The organism is Belnapia arida (assembly GCF_016773205.1).
GTDB lineage: Bacteria > Pseudomonadota > Alphaproteobacteria > Acetobacterales > Acetobacteraceae > Belnapia > Belnapia arida.
Genome location: NZ_JAETWB010000001.1, coordinates 210,999 through 237,014, shown reverse-complemented (window position 1 = coordinate 237,014; position 26,016 = coordinate 210,999). Strand labels below are relative to the sequence as shown.

General features: G+C 70.4%; 29 protein-coding genes. 13 read left to right on the top strand and 16 right to left on the bottom strand.

Annotated features, from left to right (window positions below):
* Positions 1 to 13 precede the first annotated feature (13 nt).
* From flgE to JMJ56_RS01280, 4 genes are all read left to right on the top strand, one after another.
* Positions 14 to 1,315 (top strand): flagellar hook protein FlgE, encoded by a 1,302-nt coding sequence (gene flgE / locus JMJ56_RS01295; RefSeq protein ID WP_202829798.1) that lies wholly within the window; start codon positions 14 to 16, stop codon positions 1,313 to 1,315.
* 16 nt (positions 1,316 to 1,331) lie between these two features.
* Entirely contained in the window at positions 1,332 to 2,858 is a 1,527-nt protein-coding gene (locus JMJ56_RS01290) for a flagellar hook-associated protein FlgK (protein ID WP_202829797.1), read from the top strand.
* A gap of 13 nt (positions 2,859 to 2,871) precedes the next feature.
* Positions 2,872 to 3,939, top strand: a complete 1,068-nt coding sequence (locus JMJ56_RS01285; protein WP_202829796.1) for a flagellin — start codon at positions 2,872 to 2,874, stop codon at positions 3,937 to 3,939.
* Positions 3,940 to 4,024: 85 nt separating this feature from the next.
* Positions 4,025 to 4,495 (top strand): flagellar biosynthesis repressor FlbT, encoded by a 471-nt coding sequence (locus JMJ56_RS01280; protein ID WP_202829795.1) that lies wholly within the window; start codon positions 4,025 to 4,027, stop codon positions 4,493 to 4,495.
* Here JMJ56_RS01280 and JMJ56_RS01275 read toward each other — a convergent pair.
* A complete protein-coding gene (locus JMJ56_RS01275; RefSeq protein ID WP_202829794.1) occupies positions 4,492 to 4,809 on the bottom strand; it encodes a hypothetical protein in 318 nt (105 codons plus the stop codon). The genes JMJ56_RS01280 and JMJ56_RS01275 overlap by 4 nt on opposite strands.
* A gap of 116 nt (positions 4,810 to 4,925) precedes the next feature.
* On the opposite strand from JMJ56_RS01275, the gene JMJ56_RS01270 reads away from it, so the two are divergent.
* A complete protein-coding gene (locus tag JMJ56_RS01270) occupies positions 4,926 to 5,975 on the top strand; it encodes an AbrB family transcriptional regulator (RefSeq protein ID WP_202829793.1) in 1,050 nt (349 codons plus the stop codon).
* Between the two features lies 1 nt (position 5,976).
* Here the strand turns inward: JMJ56_RS01270 and JMJ56_RS01265 are convergent, their stop codons facing one another.
* Positions 5,977 to 6,627, bottom strand: a complete 651-nt coding sequence (locus JMJ56_RS01265) for a tyrosine-protein phosphatase (protein ID WP_202829792.1) — start codon at positions 6,625 to 6,627, stop codon at positions 5,977 to 5,979.
* Between JMJ56_RS01265 and JMJ56_RS01260 the strand changes: the two genes are divergently transcribed.
* Positions 6,626 to 6,937, top strand: a complete 312-nt coding sequence (locus JMJ56_RS01260; protein WP_236037373.1) for a hypothetical protein — start codon at positions 6,626 to 6,628, stop codon at positions 6,935 to 6,937. The genes JMJ56_RS01265 and JMJ56_RS01260 overlap by 2 nt on opposite strands.
* A 34-nt stretch (positions 6,938 to 6,971) precedes the next feature.
* Here the strand turns inward: JMJ56_RS01260 and JMJ56_RS01255 are convergent, their stop codons facing one another.
* Entirely contained in the window at positions 6,972 to 7,949 is a 978-nt protein-coding gene (locus JMJ56_RS01255) for a Bug family tripartite tricarboxylate transporter substrate binding protein (RefSeq protein ID WP_202829791.1), read from the bottom strand.
* Between the two features lie 71 nt (positions 7,950 to 8,020).
* Here JMJ56_RS01255 and JMJ56_RS01250 point away from each other — a divergent pair, with 71 nt between their 5' ends.
* Positions 8,021 to 9,550, top strand: coding sequence for a cation:proton antiporter (locus JMJ56_RS01250; protein ID WP_202829790.1), 1,530 nt, complete (start codon positions 8,021 to 8,023; stop codon positions 9,548 to 9,550).
* Positions 9,551 to 9,555: 5 nt separating this feature from the next.
* Here the strand turns inward: JMJ56_RS01250 and JMJ56_RS01245 are convergent, their stop codons facing one another.
* Positions 9,556 to 10,536: an NADPH:quinone reductase gene (locus JMJ56_RS01245; protein ID WP_202829789.1), complete on the bottom strand. Its 981-nt coding sequence runs from the start codon at positions 10,534 to 10,536 to the stop codon at positions 9,556 to 9,558.
* 64 nt (positions 10,537 to 10,600) lie between these two features.
* On the bottom strand, positions 10,601 to 11,491 hold the full coding sequence (gene hemF / locus JMJ56_RS01240) for an oxygen-dependent coproporphyrinogen oxidase (protein ID WP_202830830.1): 891 nt from the start codon (positions 11,489 to 11,491) through the stop codon (positions 10,601 to 10,603).
* Positions 11,492 to 11,723: 232 nt separating this feature from the next.
* Between hemF and petA the strand changes: the two genes are divergently transcribed.
* Genes petA through JMJ56_RS01225 form a run of 3 tightly spaced genes read left to right on the top strand, consistent with a single transcriptional unit; the run spans position 11,724 to position 14,330 of the window.
* Positions 11,724 to 12,272: a ubiquinol-cytochrome c reductase iron-sulfur subunit gene (gene petA / locus JMJ56_RS01235; RefSeq protein WP_202829788.1), complete on the top strand. Its 549-nt coding sequence runs from the start codon at positions 11,724 to 11,726 to the stop codon at positions 12,270 to 12,272.
* A gap of 11 nt (positions 12,273 to 12,283) precedes the next feature.
* Positions 12,284 to 13,555, top strand: coding sequence for a cytochrome b (locus JMJ56_RS01230; RefSeq protein WP_202829787.1), 1,272 nt, complete (start codon positions 12,284 to 12,286; stop codon positions 13,553 to 13,555).
* Between the two features lies 1 nt (position 13,556).
* Positions 13,557 to 14,330, top strand: coding sequence for a cytochrome c1 (locus tag JMJ56_RS01225; RefSeq protein WP_202829786.1), 774 nt, complete (start codon positions 13,557 to 13,559; stop codon positions 14,328 to 14,330).
* Between the two features lie 117 nt (positions 14,331 to 14,447).
* Here JMJ56_RS01225 and JMJ56_RS34715 read toward each other — a convergent pair whose 3' ends face one another.
* The gene (locus JMJ56_RS34715) at positions 14,448 to 14,582 is read right to left on the bottom strand and encodes a hypothetical protein (protein WP_268884923.1); all 135 of its coding nucleotides are present in this window, start codon (positions 14,580 to 14,582) and stop codon (positions 14,448 to 14,450) included.
* 123 nt (positions 14,583 to 14,705) lie between these two features.
* On the opposite strand from JMJ56_RS34715, the gene JMJ56_RS01220 reads away from it, so the two are divergent.
* Together JMJ56_RS01220 and JMJ56_RS01215 are read left to right on the top strand one after the other, a co-directional pair.
* Positions 14,706 to 15,593 carry an S-methyl-5'-thioadenosine phosphorylase gene (locus JMJ56_RS01220; protein WP_202829785.1) on the top strand — a complete coding sequence of 296 codons (888 nt, stop codon included), beginning with the start codon at positions 14,706 to 14,708 and terminating at the stop codon, positions 15,591 to 15,593.
* Between the two features lie 208 nt (positions 15,594 to 15,801).
* Positions 15,802 to 16,536 carry a Crp/Fnr family transcriptional regulator gene (locus tag JMJ56_RS01215; protein ID WP_202829784.1) on the top strand — a complete coding sequence of 245 codons (735 nt, stop codon included), beginning with the start codon at positions 15,802 to 15,804 and terminating at the stop codon, positions 16,534 to 16,536.
* Positions 16,537 to 16,540: 4 nt separating this feature from the next.
* Here JMJ56_RS01215 and JMJ56_RS01210 read toward each other — a convergent pair whose 3' ends face one another.
* From JMJ56_RS01210 to ccoN, 9 genes are read right to left on the bottom strand one after another with little or no spacing between them, the layout of a single operon-like run.
* Positions 16,541 to 16,723, bottom strand: a complete 183-nt coding sequence (locus tag JMJ56_RS01210; protein WP_202829783.1) for a hypothetical protein — start codon at positions 16,721 to 16,723, stop codon at positions 16,541 to 16,543.
* A complete protein-coding gene (gene ccoS, locus JMJ56_RS01205; protein WP_202829782.1) occupies positions 16,720 to 16,884 on the bottom strand; it encodes a cbb3-type cytochrome oxidase assembly protein CcoS in 165 nt (54 codons plus the stop codon). The genes JMJ56_RS01210 and ccoS overlap by 4 nt, the downstream gene beginning before the upstream one ends.
* On the bottom strand, positions 16,872 to 19,208 hold the full coding sequence (locus JMJ56_RS01200) for a heavy metal translocating P-type ATPase (protein ID WP_202829781.1): 2,337 nt from the start codon (positions 19,206 to 19,208) through the stop codon (positions 16,872 to 16,874). The genes ccoS and JMJ56_RS01200 overlap by 13 nt, the downstream gene beginning before the upstream one ends.
* Positions 19,205 to 19,678, bottom strand: a complete 474-nt coding sequence (locus tag JMJ56_RS01195; RefSeq protein ID WP_202829780.1) for a FixH family protein — start codon at positions 19,676 to 19,678, stop codon at positions 19,205 to 19,207. The genes JMJ56_RS01200 and JMJ56_RS01195 overlap by 4 nt, the downstream gene beginning before the upstream one ends.
* A complete protein-coding gene (gene ccoG / locus JMJ56_RS01190; protein ID WP_202829779.1) occupies positions 19,675 to 21,126 on the bottom strand; it encodes a cytochrome c oxidase accessory protein CcoG in 1,452 nt (483 codons plus the stop codon). Before ccoG ends, JMJ56_RS01195 begins: the two co-directional genes overlap by 4 nt.
* 10 nt (positions 21,127 to 21,136) lie before the next feature.
* Positions 21,137 to 21,991 carry a cytochrome-c oxidase, cbb3-type subunit III gene (gene ccoP / locus JMJ56_RS01185; protein ID WP_202829778.1) on the bottom strand — a complete coding sequence of 285 codons (855 nt, stop codon included), beginning with the start codon at positions 21,989 to 21,991 and terminating at the stop codon, positions 21,137 to 21,139.
* An 11-nt stretch (positions 21,992 to 22,002) separates the two neighbouring features.
* A complete protein-coding gene (locus JMJ56_RS01180; protein WP_202829777.1) occupies positions 22,003 to 22,158 on the bottom strand; it encodes a cbb3-type cytochrome oxidase subunit 3 in 156 nt (51 codons plus the stop codon).
* Between the two features lie 10 nt (positions 22,159 to 22,168).
* Entirely contained in the window at positions 22,169 to 22,897 is a 729-nt protein-coding gene (gene ccoO, locus JMJ56_RS01175) for a cytochrome-c oxidase, cbb3-type subunit II (protein WP_202829776.1), read from the bottom strand.
* 14 nt (positions 22,898 to 22,911) lie between these two features.
* Positions 22,912 to 24,369, bottom strand: coding sequence for a cytochrome-c oxidase, cbb3-type subunit I (gene ccoN / locus JMJ56_RS01170; protein WP_202829775.1), 1,458 nt, complete (start codon positions 24,367 to 24,369; stop codon positions 22,912 to 22,914).
* A gap of 148 nt (positions 24,370 to 24,517) precedes the next feature.
* Here ccoN and JMJ56_RS01165 point away from each other — a divergent pair, with 148 nt between their 5' ends.
* Complete coding sequence (locus JMJ56_RS01165; RefSeq protein ID WP_202829774.1) at positions 24,518 to 25,285, top strand: DUF2189 domain-containing protein; 768 nt, start codon at positions 24,518 to 24,520, stop codon at positions 25,283 to 25,285.
* Here JMJ56_RS01165 and JMJ56_RS01160 read toward each other — a convergent pair.
* Entirely contained in the window at positions 25,282 to 25,995 is a 714-nt protein-coding gene (locus tag JMJ56_RS01160; RefSeq protein ID WP_202829773.1) for a sulfite exporter TauE/SafE family protein, read from the bottom strand. The genes JMJ56_RS01165 and JMJ56_RS01160 overlap by 4 nt on opposite strands.
* Positions 25,996 to 26,016: the final 21 nt, after the last annotated feature.

Sequence of the window (26,016 nt, the reverse complement as noted above, 5' to 3'; positions counted from 1 at the left end):
CGGAGGCCCGACCATGTCCCTCTTCGGCTCGCTTACCGCCGCCATCAGCGGCCTCACCTCGCAGAGCCGTTCGCTCGGCAACATCTCGGACAACATCGCGAACAGCCAGACCGTCGGCTACAAGCGCGTCGATACCAACTTCGTCTCCTACATCACCTCCTCGAGCCAGACGAACAACCTGCCCGGGGCGACGATCGCCATGCCCTCCTACACCAACACGGTGCAGGGCACGATCGAGCAGTCCGAGAATCCGCTCGCCATGGCAATCGGCGGCCAGGGCTTATTCAGCGTGGCGCAGGCCAAGGGTACGGTGAACGGCCAGCCGGTCTTCGACGAGCGGCAATTCTTCAGCCGCGCCGGCGACTTCGCCCGGGATTCAGATGGCTATCTGACGAACGGCTCAGGCTACTACCTGAAGGGCTGGCCGGTGGATGCCGGTGGCAACCCGGACCGCACGACGATCGAGCCGATACGGGTGAACCAGCAGGTCTTCAATCCCATCGCCACCAAGCAGATCGACCTCGCGGCGAATCTGCCCGCCACCATGCCCGGCTCGGCCGTCACCACCCAGGCGCAGCTCTACGACACGCTCGGCAGGCTCCATACGGTGAACTTGATGTTCAGCCCGGGGACCAGCACCAACCATTGGACGCTCGAGGTCGTCGTGCCGGACGACACCGTCCCGACGACACGCACCGTGGAGTTGAATTTCGGTGCAGGCGCCTCGCCGGCCGTGGCGGATGGCACCATCGGCACCTTCGGCGCCGCCAGCGCCATGAGCGTGCCGCTGACCAATGCCGTGGGCGATCCCGCCGCTGTGAGCTTCAGCGTCGACTTCGGCCAGGGGCCGCAGGACGTCTCCCTTTCGCTCGGGCAGTTCGGCAAGGCCGTGGGGCTGACCCAGTATGCCGGCTCGGAATTCGCGCTGCGCAACCTGACGCAGGACGGCGTGCCGCTCGGCGCCTTCTCCTCCCTTAGCATGCGCACCAACGGCGACGTGGCGGTGAACTACGACAACGGGCAGAGCCGCGTCATCGCCCGCGTCCCCCTCGTCGCCTTCAACGACCCGGACAGACTGCAACGCCTCGACGGCCAGGCCTTCATGCGCACGCCGGAATCGGGCGAGGCGCGGGTGACGGATGCCGCCTCCAACGGCGTCGGCAAGCTCGTGATCGGATCGATCGAACGCTCGAATGTCGACATCGCCAGCGAGTTCAGCAAGCTGATCGTCGCGCAGCGCGCCTACACGGCCAACACCAAGGTCGTCAGCGCGGCGGACGAGCTTCTGCAGGACACCATCAACATGCGGCGCTGAGGCAGGGGGCTGAGCGATGAGTCTCGACCTCGCCCTCGGCATTGCCCGCAGCGGTCTCGCCGCTGTCCAGCGCAGCCTGGCGCAGGCCTCGCAGAACGTCGCCAATGCCGAAACGCCGGGCTATGTGCGGAAGAAGGTCGAGCAGCGCTCGCTCGTCGTCGCCGAGATGCCGGCCGGGCTGCGCAGCGGCGATACGCAGCGTGCGGTCGACCTCGCCCTGCTCGGCCGGCTCGACCGGAGCCGCGGCGCCACCGCCGCCGCCACGTTGCGTGAGGAGCTGCTGACCGGCATCGAGCAGGCGCATGGCGCGACCGCCGACCGGGCGACGCTCGGCGATGCGGTGGCGGTGCTGTCCACCGCCTTCACCGCCCTGCAGGCGGCGCCCGCCGATGCCGGGCAGCAGCGGGCGGCGCTGGCCGCGGCGGGCGCCGTCGCCCGCCGGCTCAACGACGTCTCGGCGGCGATCGGCGCGGCACGGCAGCAGGCGCAGGACGGCATCGTCACCGAGGTCGCCACGGCCAATGCGGCGCTGAAGCAGATCGCCACCCTCACCGTGCTGATCAAATCCGGCACCGGCGGCGATCAGGCCGGGCTCGAGGACCAGCGAGACCAGGCGATCGCCGCCCTCTCGGAGAGCATGGAGATTCAGGCGGTCCGCAAGCCGGATGGCGACCTGCTGCTCATCGCCCGCGGCGGGCTGGTGCTGCCGCTCGACCCGGCGCGGGACCTGCTGGCGACGGCGCCGGCCTCGGTCGCGCCGGACGCCTTCCATGGCGCCGGCGGCACCTTGCCAGGGATCACGCTGAACGGCGTCGACGTCACCGGGCAGATCGCCGGCGGCCGGCTCGGCGAATACGTGGCGATGCGCGACCGCACCCTGCCGCGCTACCAAGCGGAGACGGACCTTGTCGCCGCCAACCTCGCCAGCCGCTTCGACCGGCAGGGGCTGACGCTCTTCACCGATGCGGATGGCAGCACGGTCCCCGATCCGGCCCTGCCCTATGCCGGCAGCGCGCAGGCGGGCTTCGCCGGGCGCATCCAGCTCGGCAGCGCGGTCTCGGCCGACCCGAGCCTGCTGCGCGACGGCACCCATGCGGTGACGCCGAGCGCCGGCGGGCCGGACGGCTTCATCCCCAACCTGCCGGGCGGGCCGGCCGGCTTCGCCACCATGATCGAGCGGGTGCTGAGCTACAGCCTCGGCGCCGAGGCCTCGAAGGGCAATCCCTGGCCGCCGATCGCCAGCGCCGGACTCGGGCCGGACGGCACGCTGGCCTCGCCCTTCATGCCCGCGGCGCGGATCGCCGATTATGCCAGCGCCGTCACCGCCGCGCAGCTCGGCGACCGTGCCGCGGCGACCGAGGCGAAGGCCCAGGCGGCCGGACTGCAGAATGCGCTCAACGACCGCTTCACCGCCACCTCCGGCGTCGATGTCGATGCCGAGATGGCGGGGATGGTGACCCTGCAGAACGCCTACGCGGCCAATGCCAAGGTGATCAGCACCTTGCAGGCCATGTGGGATTCGCTGCTCGGCGCCATGCGCTGAAAGAGAGGGACTGATGCCGGGGATCGACATCATCGGGCGGCTCGACACCGACACGGCGGTGCTGCGCGCCCGGCTGCTGACGCTGACGCGGCAGCAGGCGACCGGGCTGAAGAGCGAGCGGCCCGCCGATCTCGGGGCGCAGCTGCCGCGGGCGCTCTCGCTGCGGGCGGAGATCGCGCGGCGCGACACCTATGGCACGCTGATCGGCCAGGCGCTCTCGCGCACCGAGGCGACTCAGCAGGCGCTTGGCCGGCTCGCCGACATTGCCCGGAAATTCGGCTCCGTCATCGCGGTGAAGCTGGATGCGAACAATCCCGACGTGCTGCCGCTCTATGCCAGCCAGGCACGGCAGGCGCTGGTGGAGGTGGGCCAGCTGCTGAATGCGCAGCAGGGCGGCGAATACCTCTTCGGCGGCAGCGACTTCGCCAATCCGCCGGTGCCGGACCCGGACGGGTTGCCGACCGGCGGCATGGCGGCAGGGATCGCCACGGCCATCGGCATGCTCGGCGGCGGCAATGCGGCGGCGGTGGCGGCGGCGACCAGGGCGGCGGCGCTTGACGACACCGCCGGCGTCACCCCCTTCTCCGCCTTCATCGCCGACCCATCGCGCGGCGGCGGCGAGCCGCGACGGAGCGTGGTCTCGGCCGACGGCACGACGACGCCAGTCGGCCTCTTCGCCAACCGCAACGCGGCCGCGACTTCGGCAGGGGAGACCACCGGATCCTGGGCGCGGGACCTGCTGCGAGGGCTGGCAAGCATCGCCGCCCTCACCCCGGCACAGGTCGCCTCGCAGGATGATTTCAAGGCGCTGGCGGATACCATCCGCCACGGCCTGCAGAGCGCCTCCAACGCGCTTGCCGACGAGCAGGGCGCGCTCGGCCAGACCGAGGAGCAGCTCGCCGACATGCAGACCCGCCATGGCCAGATGCACGACCAGCTGAAGGCGCAGCTCGCCAACATCGAGGAGGTGGACATGGGCGATGTCCTCAGCCGGATGCAGGCGACCAAGACCGCGCTCGAGGCCAGCTACAACGCGATCGGCACGATCGCCTCCCTCAGCCTCGTGAGCTATCTGCGGTGAAGGGCGTGCCGGGTTTCAGTCCGCGTTAAGCGACGCATGCGACGATCCGCCAACTCTCCGCAACGCGGAGCCGAAAGGAACAAGAATGTCCACGCTGGTGCTCGAACTGCGGCAGGGCGACATGATGGTCGTCAATGGCGCCCCGATCCGCTTCCGCAACCGCACGCGGATCGAGCTGGCGGCCAAGGCGCGCTTCCTCTTCGGCAAGCAGATCATGCCGCCGGAAGCCGCGACGACGCCGGCCCGCCGCATCTACTTCGCCCTGCAGACGGCCTATATCGGCACCGATGAGGAGCGTGCGGGCGGCCTGCAGGCGGCGCGCACGCTGATCGGCGATTTCCAGCAGGCGACGACCTCGGCCCTGGCGCGGGAGATGCTGCGCCAGGCGCTGGGCTTCGCCGAAGCGGACGATTGCTACCAGGCGCTGAAGCTGGCGCGACGAGTGATGCGGCACGAGGAGGAGGTTCTCGGCATCGCACCGCTCGCCACCACGCGGCCGCCCGCCCAACCCGGCCAGTCCGAAGGGCGGACGACGCTGACGCTGAACGCCGGCTAGACCGGTTCCGCCGGGGGCGGCGTGGGCCGCGGTGACGGCTGGGCGGCGCCGTGCTGTTCCGTGCCGCCGCGGCGCTGGGCGGAGCGGTAGGCATCCAGCTCCCGCTGCGTCGGCAGGGTGGCGGCGATGGCGCCGGAGCGGTCGCGGAATTCCATCACCACGATGCCGAGCGAGGGGTCGATCCGCATGCTCGGATTGGGCTGCGCGGTCGGCCGCGGGTCAGGCGACGTGGCCGCTGCGGCCGCCGCCGGGCGGACATGGGAGGAGTCCGGGCCTCGGCTGGCGATCGGGGGAATGGCGCTCGGCGGGATCATGGCGGCTGACAGGCGAGATAATGCGACGGCGGTGAATCCCGGGTTAAGATTGTCTCAAAAAGACGACGCCCCCCTGCGGTTTGACCTCCGCCTGGGCGTGGGTGAACCTCACTGCCTTGGCATATCCCCCCTCCCCGCTCCGCACCCAGCTCGTCACCGCCGCCGGTGCGGCGCTCGGGGGTGGGGCGATGGACCTGCTGCATGTGCCGCTTGCCTGGATGATTGGGGCGATGACGGCGACCGCGGCGCTGGCCTGGAGCCGGCCGGTCGCGATGCCGGGCTGGGCACGGCCCGCGGGTCTCGTCTTTCTCGGCCTCGGGCTCGGCATCACCTTCTCCGGCCCGGTGCTGGCGGCGGTGATGGGCGCCTTGCCGGTGATGCTGCTTGGCGGGGTGCTCGCCATCCTCTCCGGCCTCGTCGTCGCGCAACTTTTTACTCGCCTGGCAGGGACGGACCGGCAGACCGGCTTCTTCTGCGCGGTGCCGGGCGGCGTCATCGTCATGGCGGTGCTGGCGCAGGAGGCGAAGGCCTCCGTCCCGACCGTGACGCTGGCGCAAACCATGCGCGTGCTGGTCGTCGTGCTGACCTTCCCGCCGCTGCTCGGCTGGCTGGCGCCGCATGGCGACTTCAGCGACTTCACCGCCAGCCATGCCGAGACCTGGTGGCCGGGCCTGCTGGGGATGGCGGCGGCGGGGCTGGTGCTGGCCTGGCCGCTGCAGCGGATCGGCATGGCCAATCCGTGGATGCTCGGGCCCTGCGCGCTCGGCATCGGCCTTGCGGCAAGCGGGCATCTGCCCTCCGGCGTGCCGGTGCCGCTGATCGACGCGGCACAGGTGGCGATGGGCGCCTCGCTCGGGACGCGGCTGACGCGGAGTTTCCTCATGGCCTCGCGCCGGCTGGCAATCGCGTCGGTGATCTCGGCCGCTGTCCTGTCGCTGCTGCTGACCCTGCTCGCGGTCGGGATCGGGGCGGCGGCCGGCCTGCCATTCGCGGCGATGATCCTCGGCATGGCGCCGGGCGGCATGCCGGAGATGGCGCTGACGGCCAAGGCGCTGGAGCTCGGCGTGCCGCTGGTGCTCGGCTTCCACCTGACGCGGACAGTGCTCTGCAACCTGCTCGTCGGGCGCATCCATCGGCTGGCGATGCGGTTCGGGTTGCTGGGCTGACCTACTCGCGTCGGAGGATGCCGTCCACCAGCCGGTCGGCCCAGGCGCGTGACTGGAAGGCTTCCCGCAGCGCTGCCTCGGAATAGTCGTCGCGCAGCCAGTCGAGGAAGGGCTTGCCCTCCCGCGCATGGGCCGCGGCATAGGCCAGGAAAAAGGCGTCGAGAATGCCGGTGCGGCTCTGCCGGACATGGCCATGCCGGAGGGAGAGCTGCGCCAGCGCCTCCGCCGGCGTTCGCCCCTGCAGCAGCAGCCAGAGCCCGGCAGCGAGGCCGGTGCGGTCGGCGCCCGACTTGCAGTGCATCAGAGCCGGCTCCTCCATAGCGTGGAAGATCTCGGCCAGGCGGAGGATGCGGTCCTTGTGCGGGGCCCCGCGGCTCTCGAAGGGCGCGTCGATATGGGTGAGGCCGAATTCCGCCGCTGCCGCCCGGCCGAGGCGGTCGGAGCCGCAGCCGGTCCGCTCGCCGCGCAGGTTGATCACCGTGCGCAGGCCGAAGCGGCGCTTGGCGGCGCCGAGTTGCCAGGGCAGCGGGTGGTTGGAGCGGTAGAGCCGCCCGGCCTCCACCACCCCCCAATTCCGCCAACCCAGGCGCAGCAAGGCATGGTCCACGAACAGGCTGTTGAGCCAGAGCGGGGCGGTGCTGGAAGCAGGCATGGCGGGGGTATGCGGCGCAGCGCGACGGATTACCAGGGGCGGGCAGCGGAACGCGGCGCGCCAGGGCGGCGTTGAAGGCCACCACACGCTGAAAATGGGGGACGCCATGTCATCCAAGGCCCATTTGCCGCCGGTTCCGCCGGCCAATCGCAGCCCGCATGGCCCGGGGGCCCAGAGCCCCGAGGGCGATATGGGCGCCCAGCAAGCCGAGGCCACGAAGTCCAGCCGCGACCGCAACCTCGGCGAACAGGGTCGCCAGGGCGACATCAAGCAGAACACGACGAACCAGGGCTACCAGCAGGACCGGTAGCCCCGGCGGGCGTCCGCCTGGCGGGCGCCGCGCCTCAGTCCATCCGGGCGCCGGAGATGCGGACCATCTCCTTGAGCATCGGCCGCTGGCTGGCGGCGTGCTTCACCGCATCCTCAGGCGTGCTCCAGACGCAGCGGGCGCCCGTCTGTTCGAAGCGCCTCTGCATGGCGGGGTCTTCTGCCACCTCCTTCATCGCCGCGTTCACCCGGTCGATGATCGGCCGCGGCATCCCCGCTGGGCCGACCCAGGCGCACCAGGAGGTGACGGTGAAGTCGGGGATGCCGGCCTCAGCCATGGTCGGGATGTCGGGCAGGGAGGGCCAGCGCTGCGGGCTGGTCACGGCGAAGGCCTTCATCCGGCCTTCCTGGATCACCGGGATATAGCTGGCCAGATTATCGATGGCGAAGGTCAGGTCACCCGCCAGCATGGCAGGGATGATCTGCGCCGCGCCGCGGAAGGGGACATGCTGGCCGTCGATCTTCTGCCGGTCGCAGAACATGCTGCCGCAGAGATGCGCCGTGGTCCCGACGCCCGGGCTGCCGAAGGAGACGCCGTTCGGCCGTGCGCGGGCCCATTCGACGAATTCACGGGCATTGTTCGCTGGGCAGAATTGCGCAGGGGCCACCAGCACGTTCGGCAGCTCCCAATGCATGGAGATGACGGAGAAATCCCGCTCCGGGTCGAAGGGCAGCCGGGCATAGAGGAACTGCGCGATGGACAGGTTGGCGATGGTCGCCGGGCCCTGCGTGTAGCCATCCGGGGCTGATTTCGCGATCGCGTCCATGCCGATATTCCCGCCCGCCCCGGGGCGGTTCTCCAGCACGTAATTCTGGCCGAGCTTCTGGCCGAGCTGCTCGCAGACTAGGCGGGCCAGCACATCGGTCGAGCCGCCAGGCGGCCAGGGGATGACGGCGCGGATCGGCCGGTTCGGCCAGTCACCGAGGGACTGGGCCAGGGCGGGGGCGGCGAGAAGGCCCGGTGCGCCCGCGAGCAGGGCGCGGCGGCGGATCATGGTGGTTCTCTCCCGGATTCGGTTTCGCCGGGGCAAGATGACCGCAGAGCCCTCGCCGGGAAAGGTGCCGCATGCTGATCTTCGAGACGGTCATCCTCCTGTTGCTGGCCGGCGCGTTGCTGGCGACGCTGGCGAAGCGGCTCCGCGCCCCCTATCCGGCGCTGCTGGCGCTGGCCGGCACTGGCGGCGCGCTGGTGCCGGGGCTGCCGCAGGTCACCCTCGATCCGGAGCTGGCGCTGGCCCTCTTCGTCGCGCCGACGTTGCTCGATGCCGCCTACGATGCCTCGCCACGCGACCTGAAGGCGAATTGGCGACCGGTCGGCGGGCTGGTGCTGGTCTGCGTGCTCTGCACCGCCTTCGCCGTCGCCTGGGTAGCGCGGTTGATCGAGCCGGGTCTGCCCTGGGCCGCGGCGATCGCGCTCGGGGCCATCGTGGCGCCGCCGGATGCCTCGGCTGCGGCGGCGGTGCTGCGGCAGCTGCGGCCGCCGCACCGGGTGCTGGTTATCCTCGAGGGTGAGAGCCTGCTGAACGACGCGACGGCGCTGCTGCTGTTCCGCGTCGCGGTCGGCGCCGCCATGGGCGGGGCGGTGAGCGGCTGGCAGGTGGTGCCGCTGCTGCTGCTGACCTGCGGCGGCGGAGCCCTGTTCGGCATCGCCGCCGCCTGGGTCTGGATCAGGCTGTCGACGAACCGGGAGGATCTGGCAGTCGCCGTGCTGGTGCAGTTCCTCGGCACCTTCGCGGTCTGGCTTCTGGCAGAGCGGCTCGGCCTCTCGGCCATCATCACCATGGTGGCCTATGCGATGACGATCGCCCGGCTGGTGCCATCACGGATAGGGGGCAAAGAGCGCATCGCCAGCTATGCGGTCTGGGAGGTGGCGGTCTTCGTCCTCAACCTGCTGGCCTTCATCCTGATCGGATTGCAGCTGCGTGGCATCCTCGACCGGTTGGGCGGGTGGCAGTGGCGCGATGTCGGCTTCGCCGCGGCGGCCTGCGCCGTCGTCATCCTCATGCGTTTCGCCTGGGTGATGGGCTATGTCGTCGTCGCCCGCCTGGGCAGGCGAACCGAGCGATCGCCGACCATAGCGGGCGGCATCGTCATATCCTGGTGCGGCATGCGCGGGATCGTCACCCTGGCCGCGGCGCTGGCCCTGCCGGAGGACTTCCCCTACCGCGACCTGATCCTGCTGACCGCCTTCACGGTGACGCTGGTGACCCTCGTCCTGCAGGGCATGAGCCTCGGCTGGCTGCTGAAGCGGCTCGGCCTGCCGGATGACGGCGGGGTGGAGCGGGAGGTGGCGCTGGCCCGGCAGGCGACGGCGCGGGCGGCGCTCGAGGTGCTGCACGCCGCCCCGCCGGGCCGGGCGGCGGAGGTGCTGCAGCGGGAATATCTCGCCCGGCTAAGCCCGGCTGAAGGCGGCGGCGAGGATCTCGCCGGGTTGCAGCGCCAGGCGGTGGCGGCGCAGCGGCGGGTGCTGGCCGCGCTCCGCTCCTACGGGACGATCGGCGACGACGCCTTCCATGTGATCGAGGAGGAGATCGACCTCCTCGACCTCACCGCCGACCCGCGCATCCGCGACCTGAAGGCCCGGCCGGAGGGCTGACCGGCTCAGCAATCCAGTACGAGGTTGCCGATATAGGCGCCCTTCTCGACCGCATCCTGCGCCGCGGCGCAGTCGGCGAGCGGGGCATGGGCGGCGACCGCGTGCCGGATCAGGCCGCGCTCCAGCCAGGGCGCCAAAGCGCCGAGGGCGGTGGCCCGCTGGGCAGGGGTCAGCTCGTAGACGATGAAGAACCGCAGCGCGATGCCCTTCATGATGGCGGCGCCGAAATTGACCGCGGCCTCGGCGCCGTTCGCGCCGTAGACGGCACAGACCCCGCCTGGGGCCATGAGGCGCGGCAGCAACGGGGCATTGCCGGTCGCGTCGACCTCCACCACCCGGTCCACCCCCTGGCCGCCGGTCAGCGCCAGGACTCGGTCGGCGACATCCTCGCTGCGGTAATTCACCGCATGGTCGGCGCCGGCGGCCATGGCATGGGCCGCCTTCGCCTCGCCGCTGACGGTGGCGATGACCTGGGCGGCGCCAAGGAGCCGGGCGAACTGGATGGCGTAATGCCCGACCGAGCCGGCCCCGCCGCTGACCAGCACCCGCTGGCCGGTGACCCCGCCATCGGTCAGGACGGCGTGAAGGGCGGTCAGCGCCGGGATGCCGAGACAGGCGCCCTCGGCGAAGCCGGTGTGCTCGGGCAGGGGCACCGCCTGTTCCGAAGGCAGGGCGATGTACTCCGCCGCGGTGCCGAAGGGCCGCCTCCACTGGCCGTTCCAGACCCAGACCCGCTGGCCGATGCGCTGGCGCGGCACCCCCTCCCCCACCGCCTCGACATGGCCGGCGCCGTCGCTGTGGGGGATGACGCGGGGGAAAGCCATCGGCCGGCCGCGGCCGCTGCGGCTTTTCCAGTCGGAGGGGTTGACGCCGGAGGTGGCGAGGCGGACCAGCACCTCGCCCGGCCCCGGGCTCGGCGTCGGCAACTCGCCATAGGTCAGGACTTCGCCGGCCGGACCTTGCCGGTCGTACCAGACTGCGCGCATCGGGCGTCTCCTCGGAATTCCGCCCCAGCCTGGACCAGGGCGGCGGGAGGCGGCAATGCGCCTGTCAGGGCCATTTCGCTTCCGGCGGCAGGGACATGAGGATCGCCTCCACATTCCCGCCGGTCTTCAGACCGAATAGCGTGCCGCGGTCGTGGAGCAGGTTGAATTCCACGTAGCGGCCGCGGCGGATGAGCTGGTGCTCGCGCTCGGCCGGCGTCCAGGGCTCGCGCATCCGGTGGCGGATGATGGCCGGGTAGCTCTCGAGGAAGGCGAGGCCGACATCCTTGACGAACTCGAAGTCCCGGTCCGCCCCGTGGCCAGGAGTCCGGTCGCCAAGCCAGTCGAAGAAGATGCCGCCGAGCCCGCGCGCCTCGCCCCGGTGGGGAAGCCAGAAATACTCGTCGCACCAAGCCTTGAAGCGCGGGTAGTAACCGGGATCGTGGCGGTCGCAGGCGGATCTGTAGGCGGCGTGGAAGCGGGCTGCGTCCTCCCCCGATTCGGGGGCGTCGAGCGCCATCGGGGTGAGGTCGCCCCCGCCGCCGAACCAGGCGCGGGAGGTCGAGAGGAAGCGGGTGTTCATATGCGCCGCCGGCACGCGCGGGCTGCGCATGTGGGCGACGAGGGAGATGCCGGTGGCAAAGAAGCGCGGATCCTCCTCCGCGCCCGGGATCTGCTTGCGGAATTCCGGGGAGAATTCGCCATGGACGCTCGAGCAGTTGACCCCGACCTTCTCGAAGACCCGGCCTTTCATCACCGCCATGACCCCGCCGCCGCCGCCCTCCCGCGTCCAGGCGGTGTGCTCGAAGCGGCCGGGGGGCAGGCCGGCATGGGGGCCGGTGTCGCATTCCCGCTCGATCGATTCGAAGTTGGCGCAGATCCGGTCGCGCAGGCTCTCGAACCAAAGGCGGGCTGGCTCGGCTAGGCGGTGCGCGGCGGGGTCCTGGCCGGGGGGCATGGTCTCGGTCACCGATTTCCTCTCCTTGGCGCCGGCGGGGCGAAACAATAGCCGGATGATTGCCCGCCCGGCGGATTGCCACCCTGCATAGCGTACCTTTATATGCGGCGCAGCGCGTCAGGAGGCACGATCCATGCTTGGCAGATCCTGTCCGACCCGGCCGCAGCAATCGCATTCGGCCCTCCCCTCCCGCCCCGGGAGCAGGCGAGGGCCGCGACAGGGACGATGAGGCATGGCCGATAGCATGGCGCAACCGGCGCCGCAGGATGGCGAAACCCGCCGGGATTTCCTGCAACTCGTGGCGGGTTCCTTCGCGGCGGTCGGCGTCGGCGCGATCGCTTGGCCATTCATCAGCTCGATGAACCCAGCACGCGACACGCTGGCGGTCTCCACCACCGACATCGACCTGAAGCCGATCGCCGCAGGCTCCGCCATCACGGTGGTCTGGCGCGGCAAGCCTGTCTTCGTGCGCAACCGCACGGAGGAGGAGGTCAAGGCGGCCCGCAACGTGCCGCTCTCCGAGTTGCAAGATCCGCAGCCGGACCAGACGCGGGTCAAAAAGGACCAGTGGCTGGTCGTGATCGGCATCTGCACCCATCTGGGGTGCATCCCGCTCGGCCAGAAACCCACCGACCAGCGCGGTCCCTTCGGTGGCTGGTTCTGCCCGTGCCACGGCAGCGCCTACGACACCTCGGGCCGCATCCGGCAGGGGCCGGCGCCGAGCAACCTGGCTGTCCCGAATTACGCCTTCACCTCCGATACGCAGATCCGGATCGGCTGAGGAGCCCACCCATGGCCACTGGCCTTCACAAGAGCGATTTCCAGAACCCGGTCATCCGCTGGGTCGATGCCCGCCTGCCCGTCTTCACCATGATGCAGAAGGAGTATGGGACGTTCCCCACGCCCCGTAACTTCAACTACTTCTGGAATTTCGGCGCGCTGGCCATGGTCAACCTCGTGATCATGATCGCCACCGGCATCTTCCTGGCGATGAACTACACGGCGCATACCGGCATGGCCTTCGACAGCGTCGAACGCATCATGCGGGACGTGAACTATGGCTGGCTGCTGCGCTACGCGCATGCCAACGGCGCGTCGATGTTCTTCATCGTCGTCTATATCCACATCTTCCGCGGACTCTACTACGGTTCCTACAAGGCGCCGCGCGAGCTGCTGTGGATGATCGGCGTGGTCATCTTCCTGCTGATGATGGCGACAGCCTTCATGGGCTACGTGCTGCCCTGGGGCCAGATGTCCTTCTGGGGCGCGACCGTCATCACCAACCTGTTCAGCGCCTTCCCGCTGGTCGGCGAGAGCATCGTGACCTGGCTCTGGGGCGGCTTCAGCGTCGACAACCCGACGCTCAACCGCTTCTTCAGCCTGCACTACCTGATGCCCTTCGTGATCTTCGGCGTCGTCTTCCTGCACGTCGCTGCGCTGCACATCACCGGCTCGAACAACCCGCTCGGGATCGACCCGAAGGGGCCGCAGGACACGGTGCCTTTCCACCCGTACTACACGGCGAAGGACAGCGTCGGCTTGGTCGTCTACTTCATCGTCTTCGCGGCGCTGGTGTTCTTCTTTCCGAACCTGCTGGGCCATGCGGACAATTACATCCCGGCGAACCCGCTGGTGACGCCGCCGCATATCGTGCCGGAATGGTACTTCCTGCCCTTCTACGCGATCCTGCGCGCGGTGCCGGACAAGCTCGGCGGCGTGTTGCTGATGTTCGGCTCCATCGCCATCCTCTTCGTGCTGCCCTGGCTCGACACCTCGCCGGTGCGCTCCATGCGGTTCCGTCCGCTGGCGCGGCCCTTTTTCGCGGTGTGGTGCCTCTGCTTCATCGTGCTGCTCTATGTCGGTGGCAAGCCGCCGGAGGAGCCCTTCGTCACCATCGCCCGGGTCGCCACAGCCTACTACTTCCTGTACTTCCTGGTGATCCTGCCGCTGCTCGGGCGGCTGGAGCGGCCGTTGCCGCTGCCGGAAAGCATCGCCCGCCCGGTGCTGCGCGGCGGTGGGCCATTGCCCGCCGGCGCCATGAGCAAGCCGATGGAGAAGGCCTGACATGCCCGCTTTCCGTAGCCTCCGGGCGCTGTTCCTCGGCCTTGGGTTGATGGCGGGGGCAACGCCTGCCCTCGCCGCCAGCGAAGCCATCAGCTTGCCGGATACCCGTTTCTCCTTCGACGGGCTGTTCGGGCATTTCGACCGCGCTTCGGCGCAGCGTGGCTTCCAGGTCTACAAGGAAGTCTGCTCGGGCTGCCACTCGATGCACCTGCTCGCCTACCGCAACCTGCGGCAGCTCGGTCTTTCCGAGGCCGAGGTGGCGGGCATCGCGGCGACGGTGCAGATGATGGACGGGCCGAACGACGAGGGCCAGATGGTGGAGCGGCCCGGCCGCGCCTCCGACCGGTTCAAGAGCCCCTTCCCTAACGAGCAGGCGGCACGGGCTGCCAATAACGGCGCCTATCCGCCCGACCTCTCGGTCATCACCAAGGCCCGCGAAGGCGGGGCGGACTACATCCATGCCCTGCTAATGGGCTATGGCGACCCACCGGCCGGCATGCAGATCGCCGATGGCATGCATTACAACAAGTATTTCGCCGGCCATCAGATCGCCATGCCGGCGCCGATCAGCTCGGATGGGCAGGTCGAGTATCATGACGGCACGCGGGCGACGGTCGACCAGATGGTGACCGACGTGACGCAGTTCCTGACCTGGGCAGCCGAGCCGGAGCTCGAGGAACGGAAGGCGATGGGGGTGAAGATCATCCTCTTCCTCACCATCCTCGGCGGCCTCGCCTACGCGGTGAAGCGCAAGGTCTGGGCCGACGTGCATTGACCCCCACGGCGCCGCTCGGCGGTGCCGCAGGAGCCCGGCTGCCGCCCGAGGATCGGGACTTCGGCAGGCACGGGTTGTAAACAAGGACAGGGCCGCCCTCGGGCGGCCCTTCGCAATTCATCGGACCGGCGTGGCGGGCAGGTCGGGTGGCGGCAGGGCGGTGCCGCGCTCGACGCGGTTGTTTTCCATCGGCGGCCTTGTGGGGCCGCAGGCGCCGAGCAGCAGGAGCAGGCAGGCAAGGCGGATGGGCATCGGGCGACTCCGGTCGGCGTTTTGCGGCACAGCATGGCCCGCCGCATACGGCCCGGCCACCGCCCGTGGTTGATCCCGCGGCGAGGCTGGCCCAAAAGCCGCTCATCTTACGGAGATTCACCCATGCCCGACATGATCGAACCCGTCATCGGCCTCATCGGCGGCTCCGGCCTCTACGACATCGACGGGCTGGAGGAGCGCGAGTGGCGCCGGGTGGAGACGCCTTGGGGCGACCCTTCGGACGAGCTGCTCTTCGGGCGGCTGGCCGGCGTGCGCTGCGTCTTCCTCCCCCGGCACGGGCGTGGCCACCCGACGCCGCCCTCGGCGCTGAACTACCGGGCCAATATCGATGCGCTGAAACGCTCCGGCGTCACCGAGATCTTGTCCCTCTCGGCCGTTGGCTCGCTGCGCGAGGATCTTCCGCCCGGGCATTTCGTCATCGTCGACCAGTTCATCGACCGTACCTTCGCCCGCGAGAAGAGCTTCTTCGGCCCCGGCTGCGTGGCGCATGTCTCGGTGGCGCATCCGGTCTGCCCGCGCCTCGGCGATGCGCTGGAGGGAGCGGCACGCGGCCTTGGCCTGCCGGTGACGCGGGGCGGGACCTATCTCGTCATGGAGGGCCCGCAGTTCAGCACCAAGGCGGAGAGCGAGCTCTACCGGTCCTGGGGATGCAGCGTCATCGGCATGACCAACATGCCGGAGGCGAAACTCGCCCGCGAGGCGGAGCTCTGCTACGCGACCGTTGCCATGGTCACGGATTTCGACTGCTGGCACCCGGACCATGACCATGTGACGGTCGATCAGGTCGTGAAGGTACTGTTCGCCAATGCCGATAAGGCGCGGGCGCTGGTCAAGGCGGTGGTGCCGGAGCTCGGCGCGCCACGGGGCCCCTGCCCCGCCGGCTGCGACCGGGCGCTCGATCACGCGCTGATCACCGCGCCCGAGCGGCGGGATCCTGCCATGTTGGCGAAGCTGGATGCGGTGGCCGGCCGGGTGCTGCGCGCGGCCTGAGGCGGATCGGGAGGCTGGTGCGCCACCGGTCGCGCGGTGGACCGTCCATCTTTTTGATGAACGGCGACGCAGGGCATTAGGCGCGGCCGGGGGCGATCCGGTGGGTGGTATGAGGACAATCCACCTCTCACCGGACCACTCACGAAACCGTGCTTGCATACTGGAAGACGAATCCTCAGAGTCCTGTCTCGAACCCGGGAGAACTCCATTGGGCACTCCGGCCCCCCTTGCCGTGCGGCAGAGCCTTGCCTCCCTCTGCGGGAGTTGCGCCGGCTCCTCCCGCGGCCTGTGCCATGGGTTGGACGGGGCGGATCAGTTCGCCCTGTCCGAAGCCTCCTCGCTCGTGCGGCTACCGGCGCGGGGGGCGGTCTTCCGCGAGGGCGACCGGGCCAATGCCGTCTTTACCCTGGTCGATGGCGCGGCGAAGCTGCTGCGCACCCTGCCTGACGGGCGGCAGCAGATCATCGGCTTCCGCTTCCCGGGCGACCTGATCGGCTTCACCGCGCGCGAGCGCTATCCCTGCGATGCCGAGTTGGTCTGCGATGCGACCGTCTGCCGCGTCGACCGTGGCAAGCTGGAGGCGATGAGCCGCGGCTGCTCCGGCATCAGCCATCGCCTGCTGGAGCTTTGTGCCGAGGACCTGGCGGCCGCGCAGGAGCAGCTCGCCGCCATGGCGCAGCGCAGCTCCGAGGGCCGTGTGGCCGCCTTCCTGCTGATGCTGCGCGACGCCGCCCGCCGCAACGGCGCCTCCGGCCTCGACCTCGGCCTGCCGATGACCCGGGCGGATATCGGCGACTATCTCGGCCTGACCATCGAGAGCGTCAGCCGCGTCTTCGCCGCGTTCCGCCGCGGCGGGTTGCTGCGCGAGCCCTCGCGCGGCGAGGTCCGGCTGCTGGACATGCCGGGCCTTGAGGCCCTCGCCACTGGCGAGGGCGCACACTGAAGGCTCAGTGAGCCGCTTCGCGCTCGTCGAAATGCCGCTTGATGCAGCCGAGCGCGAAGAAGGTGCCGAAGCCGAAGAGCCCGAGGCCGAAGGCCTGCAGGTAGTTATGCGCTGCTGCGGCGGCGAAGAGGCCGGTCACGGCGATCAGCACGGAGAGGACAAGGAAGAACACGCGGCTCGGGATCACTGGGGCTGCCTTTCGGTGGGTTTGGTGTCGTCGAAGAGGATGCGGGCGCCGGCACCGTCGAGGTCCTCGTACTGGCCGCTGCGCAGCGCCCAGAGAAAGCCGAGGAGGCCGAGCAACCCGAGCGCCAGGGCGACGGGAACGAGGGCGATCAGGGCATCCATCGGCCGGGCCTTTCCGCGCGCAATGCATTGAGGATCACGGCAAGGGAGGAGCTGGCCATCACCGCCGCCGCGCCGAGCGGCGTCACCAGCCCGGCGACCGCCGCCGGCACCGCCACCAAGTTGTAAGCGAGGCTGAAGGCGATGTTCTGCTGTGCCAGTGCCTGGGCCCGGCGGGCGGCGCGGACTGCCTCCGGCAGGGCGAGCAGTGCCTCGCCGCGAAGGGCGAGATCGGCCGCGACCTGGGCCAGGTCCTGCGCCTCGGGTGCGGCGACGGCGGCATGGGCCAGGGCGAGCGCCCCGGCATCGTTGATGCCGTCGCCGACCATCAGCGGGTGTCGGCCGGCGACGCGCAGCTCGGCGATACGGGCCCGCTTGGCCTCAGGGATGGCCCCGCCCTCCCAGGCCTCGATGCCGATCTCCGCGGCGACGCGGGCGACCGCGGCGGGCGCATCGCCCGACAGAATCTCCACCGTCAGGCCGAGGCTGCGCAGCGCCTCGACCGCGGCCCGCGCATCCGGCCGCAGCGCATCGGCGAAGTGGAAGGCAACAGGCTCCGAGCCGCCCTCGGTGAACCAGAGGACCGGCGTGTCGCCCTGCGCCGCCACGCCGCAGAAGCGGGCGCTGCCAAGGCGGGCGGCACCGGCGGCCATGCCCTGGCCGGGATGCTCCACCACATCGCGGCGCAGCGGCGCCTCGGGGCAGGCGGCGAGCAGGGCGCGGGCCAGCGGATGCCGGCTGCCGCGGGCGAGGCCGGCGGCGGCGCGCAGATCCTGCGGCGTCCAGTCGCCGGGCAGCAGGGACGGCGTGCCGCAGGTCAGGGTGCCTGTCTTGTCGAGCACCACATGGTCAATCCCGGCCAGCCGCTCGAGCGCCGTCGGCGAGGTGACCAGCACGCCGCGGCGGAACAGCGCCCCTACCGTCACCACCTGCACCGCCGGCACGGCGATGGCGAGGCCGCAGGGGCAGGTGACGATCAACGCCGCGACCGCCGGCACCAGCGCCGCCTGCCAACCAAGCCCGGCGCCAAACCACCAACCGAGGAAGGTGCCAGCCGCGACGACGAGCACCGTCGGCACGTAGAGCCGCGCCGCCTTGTCGGCGAGGGTGACGAAGCGCCCGCGCGCCGCCGCCGCCTGCTCCAGCAATCGCGCCGTGGCGGCGAGCGAGCCTTCCGCCGCCGCCGCCGTCACCCGCAGCACCGCCGGCGCGCCCATATTGACGGCACCGGCCATTACCGCCGCGCCCAAGGCAACCGGCCGCGGCAGGCTCTCGCCTGTCGTCGCGGCGAGGTCGAAGAGGCCCGGCGCATCCTCAAGCACCGCATCCAGTCGCAACCGCTCGCCGGCGGCGAGCAGGATGCGCTCGCCGGGCCGCACGGCGCCGGTGGGGACGTCCTCGGCGCGGCCATCCGGCGCCAGGCGGCGCACCATGCCGTCCTGCAAGGCAAGCAGTTCGGCGACGGCCCGGCCGGCGCGGCCGCGGGCGGTGCGGTCGAGCAGCCGCCCGGCCAGCAACAGCGCAAGCAGCGTCGTGGCCCCGTCGAACCAGGTGAAGGGTCCGTTGCGCCAGGCCTCGGAGAGCGACATCGCAGCCGTCGCCAGCACGCCGAGGCTGATCGCCACATCCATGTTGGTCCGCCGCGCCCGCAGCGCGGCCAGCGCGGAGCGATAGAAGGGCAAGCCGGCAATGGCGATGGTCGGCAGGCCGATCAGCGCGGCCAGCCAATGCATGAAACCGCGCGTCTCGGCGCCCATGTCGTCGCCTACCCAGACGGCGACGGAGACGAGCATGACGTTCATCGCCCCGAAGGCGGCGATGCCGAGGGCGCGGGTGAGGCTGCGCGTCTCGGCATCGTCGGCGGCGCGGAGGCAGGCCGGGGTGAAGGGCACGGCGCGGAAGCCAAGGCGGCCGAGCAGGACGGCGAAATCCTCCGCCCTCCCCTGCGCGCCCTGCCAGCGGAGGGTAAGGCGGCGCGTCGTCAGCGCGGCGCGGACGGCGAGCATGTCCGGCTCGGCGGCCAGGGCCTGCTCGACCAGCCAGACGCAGGCGCCGCAGCGCAGGCCGGAAACCATCAGGTCGAGCCGCCAGAGCCCCGGCGCCTCCGCAACGGCGGCGGCGGCGAGCGGGACGGGCGGGGCGGCATCCGGCCGCAACGCGCCATCGGCCGCGCTGCGCCGGCGGTAGAAGGCGTCGAGGCCGAGCCCTTCCACCAGCCCATGCGCCGCCTCGCAGCCAGCGCAGCAGTACCGGGCGACGGGCGCCACCGTCGCGCCGCAATGGGCGCAGGCGGCAGCGGGGATGGCGATGCGGCCGATAACGCTCATGGCGCGATCACCCTCTGGCGGATGTCGAGACGCTGGCCGGCAGCGTCGAGCAGGGTGAGTCGCGCTTCCCACTGGCCGGCGGCGGGCGGCAAGGCGAGGGCGGACCAGCGGCCTGGCGCCACCTCGGTGAAGTCGAGCGGCACCGTCCGGCCATCGAGCGGGCGGAGCAGCAGGCCTGTGAGCCAGCCCTCGACCGGCGCGCCCGCGCGGTCCGCCACGGCGACGGAGAGGGTGCCCTCGGCCAGCGTGACACGCGCGCCCCAGCCGAGCGCCGCCTGGCGGTCCGCTTCCGCGATGATGTGGTTGTAGGCGCGGCCCCGGTCATAGGCATGGCCGGTGGTGGTGCCGGTGAAGCTGCGCACGGCCGAGGTGATCAGCACGGCGTTCACGCCGATCACCAGCAGCATCATGCCGACGAAGACCCACGGGATCCAGCGGCCACGGGCGGGATCGAAGCTGCGGGCGGTCATGGCTGTGGTCCCAGGAAAATGCTCTCCGCCGCGGCAAGGGGACGGCCGGCGACATCGAGCAGGCGGAAGCGGATAGGTTGGCGCTCGATTGCCCTTGGGGCGGTGACAAGGGCGCGGAAGGAGGCGACGCCGTCGCCCTGCACCGGCAGCAGCGGGCGACCGGCGGCATCCGTCGCCACATCCTGCACCAGCAGCCGCAGGCCCGGCGCTTCCTCCAGCACCAGCGTGTAGCGGCCGCCCTCGCGGCTCTTGTCTGCCAGCTTGAGCAGGTAGGCGTTACGGATGCCGCCATCGGAAAGGCGGACGAAAGGCGGGGCCCGCTCCGGCAGCACGGTGAGGGAGAGCGTCTCCCGCAGCATCAGCGCGCCGAGCATGGTGATGGCGACGACCGAAAGCACGCCGGCATACATCAGCGTGCGCGGACGCAGCAGACGGAGCGGGCGCCGCGCTGCCATGCCGGCCGCGTGGCGCGCGGGGCCCGGCTCCAGCTCCGCCGCCGCGGCTGTGCTGGCGGCGAGGTTGGCCAGGGTTTCGAAGCCAATCAGCCCCTGCGGCCGATGCAGCTTCCGCATGACGTCGTCGCAGGCATCGATGCAGAGGCCGCAGCCGATGCAGCCAAGCTGCTGGCCCTCGCGGATGTCGACGCCGGTCGGGCAGACCTGCACGCAGGCGCTGCAATCGACGCAGTCGCCGGAACCGGCATCCTTCGGCTTGCCGCGCGGCTCGCCGCGCCAGTCGCGGTAGGTGACGACCAGGCTGTCCTGGTCCAGCATCGCGCCCTGGAAGCGCGGCCAGGGGCACATATACGTGCAGACCTGCTCGCGGGCGAAGCCGGCCAGCACATAGGTCGTCGCGGTGAAGAGGGCGAAGAAGAACCAGGTCTCCATCGAGGCGCCAAGCGGGTCGCGCACCAGCGTCGGCGCGTCCTGGAAATACATCACCCAGGCGCCGCCGGTCACCGCGGCGATGCCGAGCCAGGCGGCGTGCTTGGCCAGGCGCCGCAACGTTCGGTCGCGCGAGGGCGGGCCGGCATCGCGCTTCATCCGCGCATTGCGGTCGCCCTCGATGCGGCGCTCCACCCACATGAAGAGGTCGGTCCAGACCGTCTGCGGACAGGCGAAGCCGCACCAGACGCGGCCGAAGAGCGAGGTTGCGGCGAAGAGGCCGATGGCGGCGAGGATGAGCAGGCCGGTCAGGAAGTAGACCTCCTGCGGCCAGAGCTCGATCCAGAAGAAGAACAGGCGGGCATGCTGCATGTCCACCAGCACCGCCTGGTCCGGCACGCCCGGGCCACGGTCCCAGCGCAGCCAAGGCACCAGGTAGTAGAGACCAAGCAGGATGCCGAGCACCGCCCATTTGGCGCGGCGCACCCGGCCCTGCACCGCGCGCGGATAGATCTTCCGATGCGCGGCGTAGAGCGAGGCCGGGGGCGGTCCGATATCGGGCATGACGGGTCCCCTACTGCTCCCCGCCGCCGAGCGCGTGGACGTAGACGGTCAGCATGTTGATCGTCGCCGCGTCGAGCCGGCCTTCCCATGCCGGCATCACGCCGGCGCGGGAATAGGCGATGCTGCGCGTCACCGAGGCCTTGTCGCCGCCATAGAGCCAGATGCGATCGTTCAGCCGGGGCGCGCCGACCTGCCGGTTGCCCTCGCCGCGCTCGCCATGGCAGGCAGCGCAGTTATCGGCGAAGAGCGCGGCGCCCGCCGGATTGGCCGGGCCGGCGTCGGAGAGCAAGAGGACGTGCTCGGCGAGATCGCCGATCTGCGGCATGGTCAGCCCGGCTTGCAGGAAGGCTGGCATGGCGGTGCCGCGCGCCTCGGCAGCCTCGCCGTTGCGGACGCCGTGGCGGATGGTGGTGCGGATCTCCTCAAGGCTGCCGCCATAGATCCAGTCGTCATCGGCGAGGCTCGGGAAGCCGCCCGGCGCGCCCTGCCCGCCCGCGCCATGGCAGCCGGCGCAGCTATTGGCGAAGGCGATGCGGCCGCCGGCCAGCGCGAAGGTGCGCAGTTCGGGCTCGGCAGCAATCGCCTCCGGCGTCGCGGCGCGGAGGCGGGCCAGCATCGGCGCCGCCTTGGCCTGCTCGGTCGCCATCACCGCGGCCAGGTCGCCGCGCGCGGTGTTGCCGAGCAAGCCGCGCACGAAGGGCAGCGCCGGGTAAAACATCACCCAGACCAGGGCGAATGCGATGGTGGCGTAGAAGGTGTAGAGCCACCAGGAGGGCATCGGGTTGTCGAGTTCCCGGATGCCGTCCCATTCATGGCCGGTGGTGGCGACGCCGGTGGCGGCGTCGGTCTCGGTCTGCTTTGCCATGGTCCTGGCTTTCAGAGCTGACTGTCGCGGAGCGGGATGGCGGCGTGCCGATTGGCAGCCTCGCGGCTGCCAGGGCGCAGCACCCAGGCCAGGATCCCGGTGAAGAGGAGCACGAACCAGACCACCCAGATGGTGGAGAGGATCTCATGCAGGCGCTGGAAGTCCATCAGGCGCTCCTCAGGGCTGGCGCAGCTGATCGGGCGTCACGTCCGAAAAGCGGACGAGGGTGCCGAGCATCTGCAGGTAGGCGACCAGCGCATCCATCTCCGTCACCACCTTGGGGTCGGCGTCGAAGGCCGCCTGGCGGGCATTCGGGTAGCGGCGGCTGAAGCCGGAGGCGTCGGCCTCGGGCGTCGCCTGGGTAGCGAGGTCGTTCGCCGCCTCGGCGACCATCTCGTCGCTGTAGGGCACGCCGACGCCGCGCTGGGCACGGAGATGGGCGCGGATCGCCTCGGCATCGAGCGGCCGGTCGAGGAAGGCATAGGGCGGCATCACCGAGGCCGGCACGAGGTCGCGCGGGCTGCGCAGATGCGCCGCATGCCAGTCATCCGAGTAGCGGCCGCCGACGCGGGCGAGGTCGGGCCCGGTACGCTTGCTGCCCCACTGGAAGGGATGGTCGTACATGCTCTCGGCCGCCAGGCTGTAATGGCCGTAGCGCTCCGCCTCGTCGCGGAAGGGGCGAACCATCTGGCTGTGGCAGAGGTAGCAGCCCTCGCGCACATAGATGTTGCGGCCCATCAGCTCAAGTGGGGTGTAGGGGCGGATGCCCTGCACGCGCTCGATCGTGGTCTCGACGAGGAAGAGCGGGACGATCTGCACCAGGCCGCCGATGGCGACCGTCAGCAGGGTGAGCACGCCGAGAAGGATGAGATTCTTCTCGATGAGCGCATGGGTGAAGCGTTTCATGGCGCGGCCCCTCCTTACTCGGCGGCCATCGGCAGGGCGGCGGGAAGCGCGGCCGGTGCGGCCTCCTCCTTTGCCGTCACGGTGCGGTAGATGTTCCAGGCCATGATGAGTGCGCCGCTCAGATAGAGCAGGCCGCCCAACATGCGGATGACGTAGTAGGGGTGCATCGCGGCGACGGTCTCGACGAAAGCGTATTGCAGGAAGCCGTGCTCGTCATAGGCGCGCCACATCAGTCCCTGCATGATGCCGCTGACCCACATGGCGGTGATGTAGAGGACGATGCCGAGGGTCGCGACCCAGAAGTGCCAGGAGACCAAGCGTTCGGAATAGAGCCGCTTCTTCCACAGCACGGGGATCAGCCAGTAAAGTGCGCCGAAGATGATGAAGCCGTTCCAGCCCAGGGCGCCGCTGTGGACGTGGCCGATGGTCCAGTCGGTGTAGTGCGAGAGGCTGTTGACCGCGCGGATCGACATCACCGGCCCCTCGAAGGTGGCCATGGCGTAGAAGCCGACGGCGGTGACGGAGAAGCGCAGGCCCGGGTCTGTCCGCAGCTTGTCCCAGGCGCCGGAGAGCGTCATCAGCCCGTTGATCATGCCGCCCCAGGAGGGCATCCACAGCATGATCGAGAAGACCATTCCGAGGGTCTGCGCCCAGTCCGGCAGGGCGGTGTAGTGCAGGTGGTGCGGCCCGGCCCAGATGTAGAGGAAGATCAACGACCAGAAGTGCACGATGGAGAGCCGGTAGGAGTAGACCGGCCGCCCCGCCTGCTTCGGGATGAAGTAGTACATCATCCCGAGGAAGCCGGCGGTCAGGAAGAAGCCCACCGCGTTGTGGCCGTACCACCACTGGATCATCGCATCCTGCACGCCGGAGGCGAGGCCATAGGACTTACCCACGCCATCGCCCACCGGCAGCGCCAGGTTGTTGACGATGTGCAGCATGGCGACGGTGATGATGAAGGCGAGCAGGAACCAGTTCGCCACGTAGATGTGGGGCTCCTTCCGCTTCAGGATGGTGCCGCCGAAGGTGACCAGGTAGACGACCCAGACCAGCGTCAGCCAGAGATCGACGTACCACTCGGGCTCGGCATACTCCTTGCCCTGCGTCACGCCGAAGAGGTAGCCGACGGCCGCGGTGACGATGAAGAACTGGTAGCCCCAGAACAGGAACCACCCCATCTCCTCGCCGCCGAACAGCCGGGCGCGGCAGGTGCGCTGGACGATGAAGAGGCTCGTCCCGATCAATGCGTTGCCGCCGAAGGCGAAGATCACCGCGCTGGTGTGCAGCGGGCGGAGCCGCCCGAAGGTGGTCCATTCTAGGTCAAGGTTGAGCAGGGGGAAGGCGAGCTGCGCGGCGATCACCACGCCGGCTAGGAAGCCCGCGATACCCCAGAACACCGTGGCGATGGCGAAGGCGCGAACCGGCGCCTCGACATCAGGCTCGGTGGGGATAGGGGCGGCAATCGCTGCCATGCGACACATCTCCGGGCCGGGGCGGTCGATGGGTTCCCGGCATTCAGGCAAACTCGCCCGTTCGCGCCGCCGCGTCCTTGATCCCGATCAAGGTTCCGCCGCGGCATCCATGCTTAGCCTCGGGCAGGACGCGGTTGAGGATGGAAGAATGCCGATCGAAGCGCTCAATGCCCCGCTGCGGAACCGTGTGCGCCGCGTGGCGAGCGACCGGCCCTGGGTATGGATCACCCTCGGCTGGCGGGACATGATGGCGCACCGGGCCATCAGCCTCAGCCTCGGCGGCACCCTCGCCCTCTTCGGCTGGCTGCTGTCGCTGCTTCTGTTCGAGGCCGGGGCGCCATGGGCGATCCTGCCGGCGACGGCGGGCTTCTTCATCCTCGCGCCGCTGCTCGCCACGCCACTCTATGAGGTCTCGCGCCGCGCCGAGTTGGGCCAGACGGTTACGCTGCACCAGGCGATGCAGGCCTTCCGGCCGCAGATCGCCATGATGGGCGTGCTGCTGCTCATCATCCACCTGTTCTGGGTGCGCGTCGCGGGGCTGCTCTTCGCGCTCTTCTTCGGCGGCGTGGCGCTACCCTCGCTCGCGCAGCTGCCGATGGCGATGCTGCAATCTGAGGCGCTGCTGCCCTTCCTCGTCACCGGCACGGGCTTCGGCTGCCTGCTGGCGGCCGGCACCTTCGCCCTCACCGCCGTGTCGCTGCCTATGCTGGTCGACCGCGACATCACCTGGCTGGAGGCGGTGACGATCAGCGTCCAGGCAGTGATGGAGAACAGCCGCGCCATGGCGCTCTGGGCGGGGCTGATCGTGCTCTTCACCGGGCTGGCACTGGTGCCCTTCTTCCTCGGCCTCGTCGTGGCCATGCCGCTGATCGGGCACGCGACCTGGCACGCCTACCGGGACCTTGTCATCCGTTAAGCCAGCCGCAGGGCGAGCGCCAGCAGCACCAGGGCATTGAAGCCGTAAAGCGGCGGCGCGGCGCGGCGCAGCAGCGGCTCCGCCCGCCGGCGGAAGAAGCGGCCGAGCAGGGCGAGCGCCACCAGCGCCGGCGCGGTGCCGGCCACGAAAGCCAGCATGGCAAGCGCTCCGGCCAGCGCGCTGCCGCTCGCCGCGGCGGCCGCCAGCGCTGCATAGAGCAGCCCGCAGGGCAGGGCCGAAAGCATGAGGCCGAGCAGGAAGGCGCGGCCGGTGCCCGGCCCCTGCAGCAGCCGGCCGAGCCGCGGCGCGATCAGCCTGCCGAATCCGCCGCGCGGCAGCCGCGCGGCGAGCGCCGGCACCGCCTGGCCCAGCATCGCCAGCCCCGCCAGGCCGAGCAGCAGGGACGGCACCAGCCCGAGCCCCGGCAGACGCGTCGCCAGGGCCGAGAACCCGCCCGCCACCGCGCCGAGCGTCGCGTAGCCGAGCCCGCGCCCGAGGTGATAGGGCAGCAGCAGCGCCCCCGAGAGGCGTGCCAACCGCCCGCCGCCATGGCTGCCGCCCGTTGCCATCTGCGCCAGCACGAAGGGCCCGCACATCGCCGCGCAATGGCTGGCGCCGCCGGCGAGGCCGGCGAGGAAGAGGGCGCCCATCAGCGCCGGCAAGCCATCCGGGCCGAGGGCGTCGAGGGCGTGGAGACAGGATGTCAGCATGATCGCAGCCTGGGCCACCGG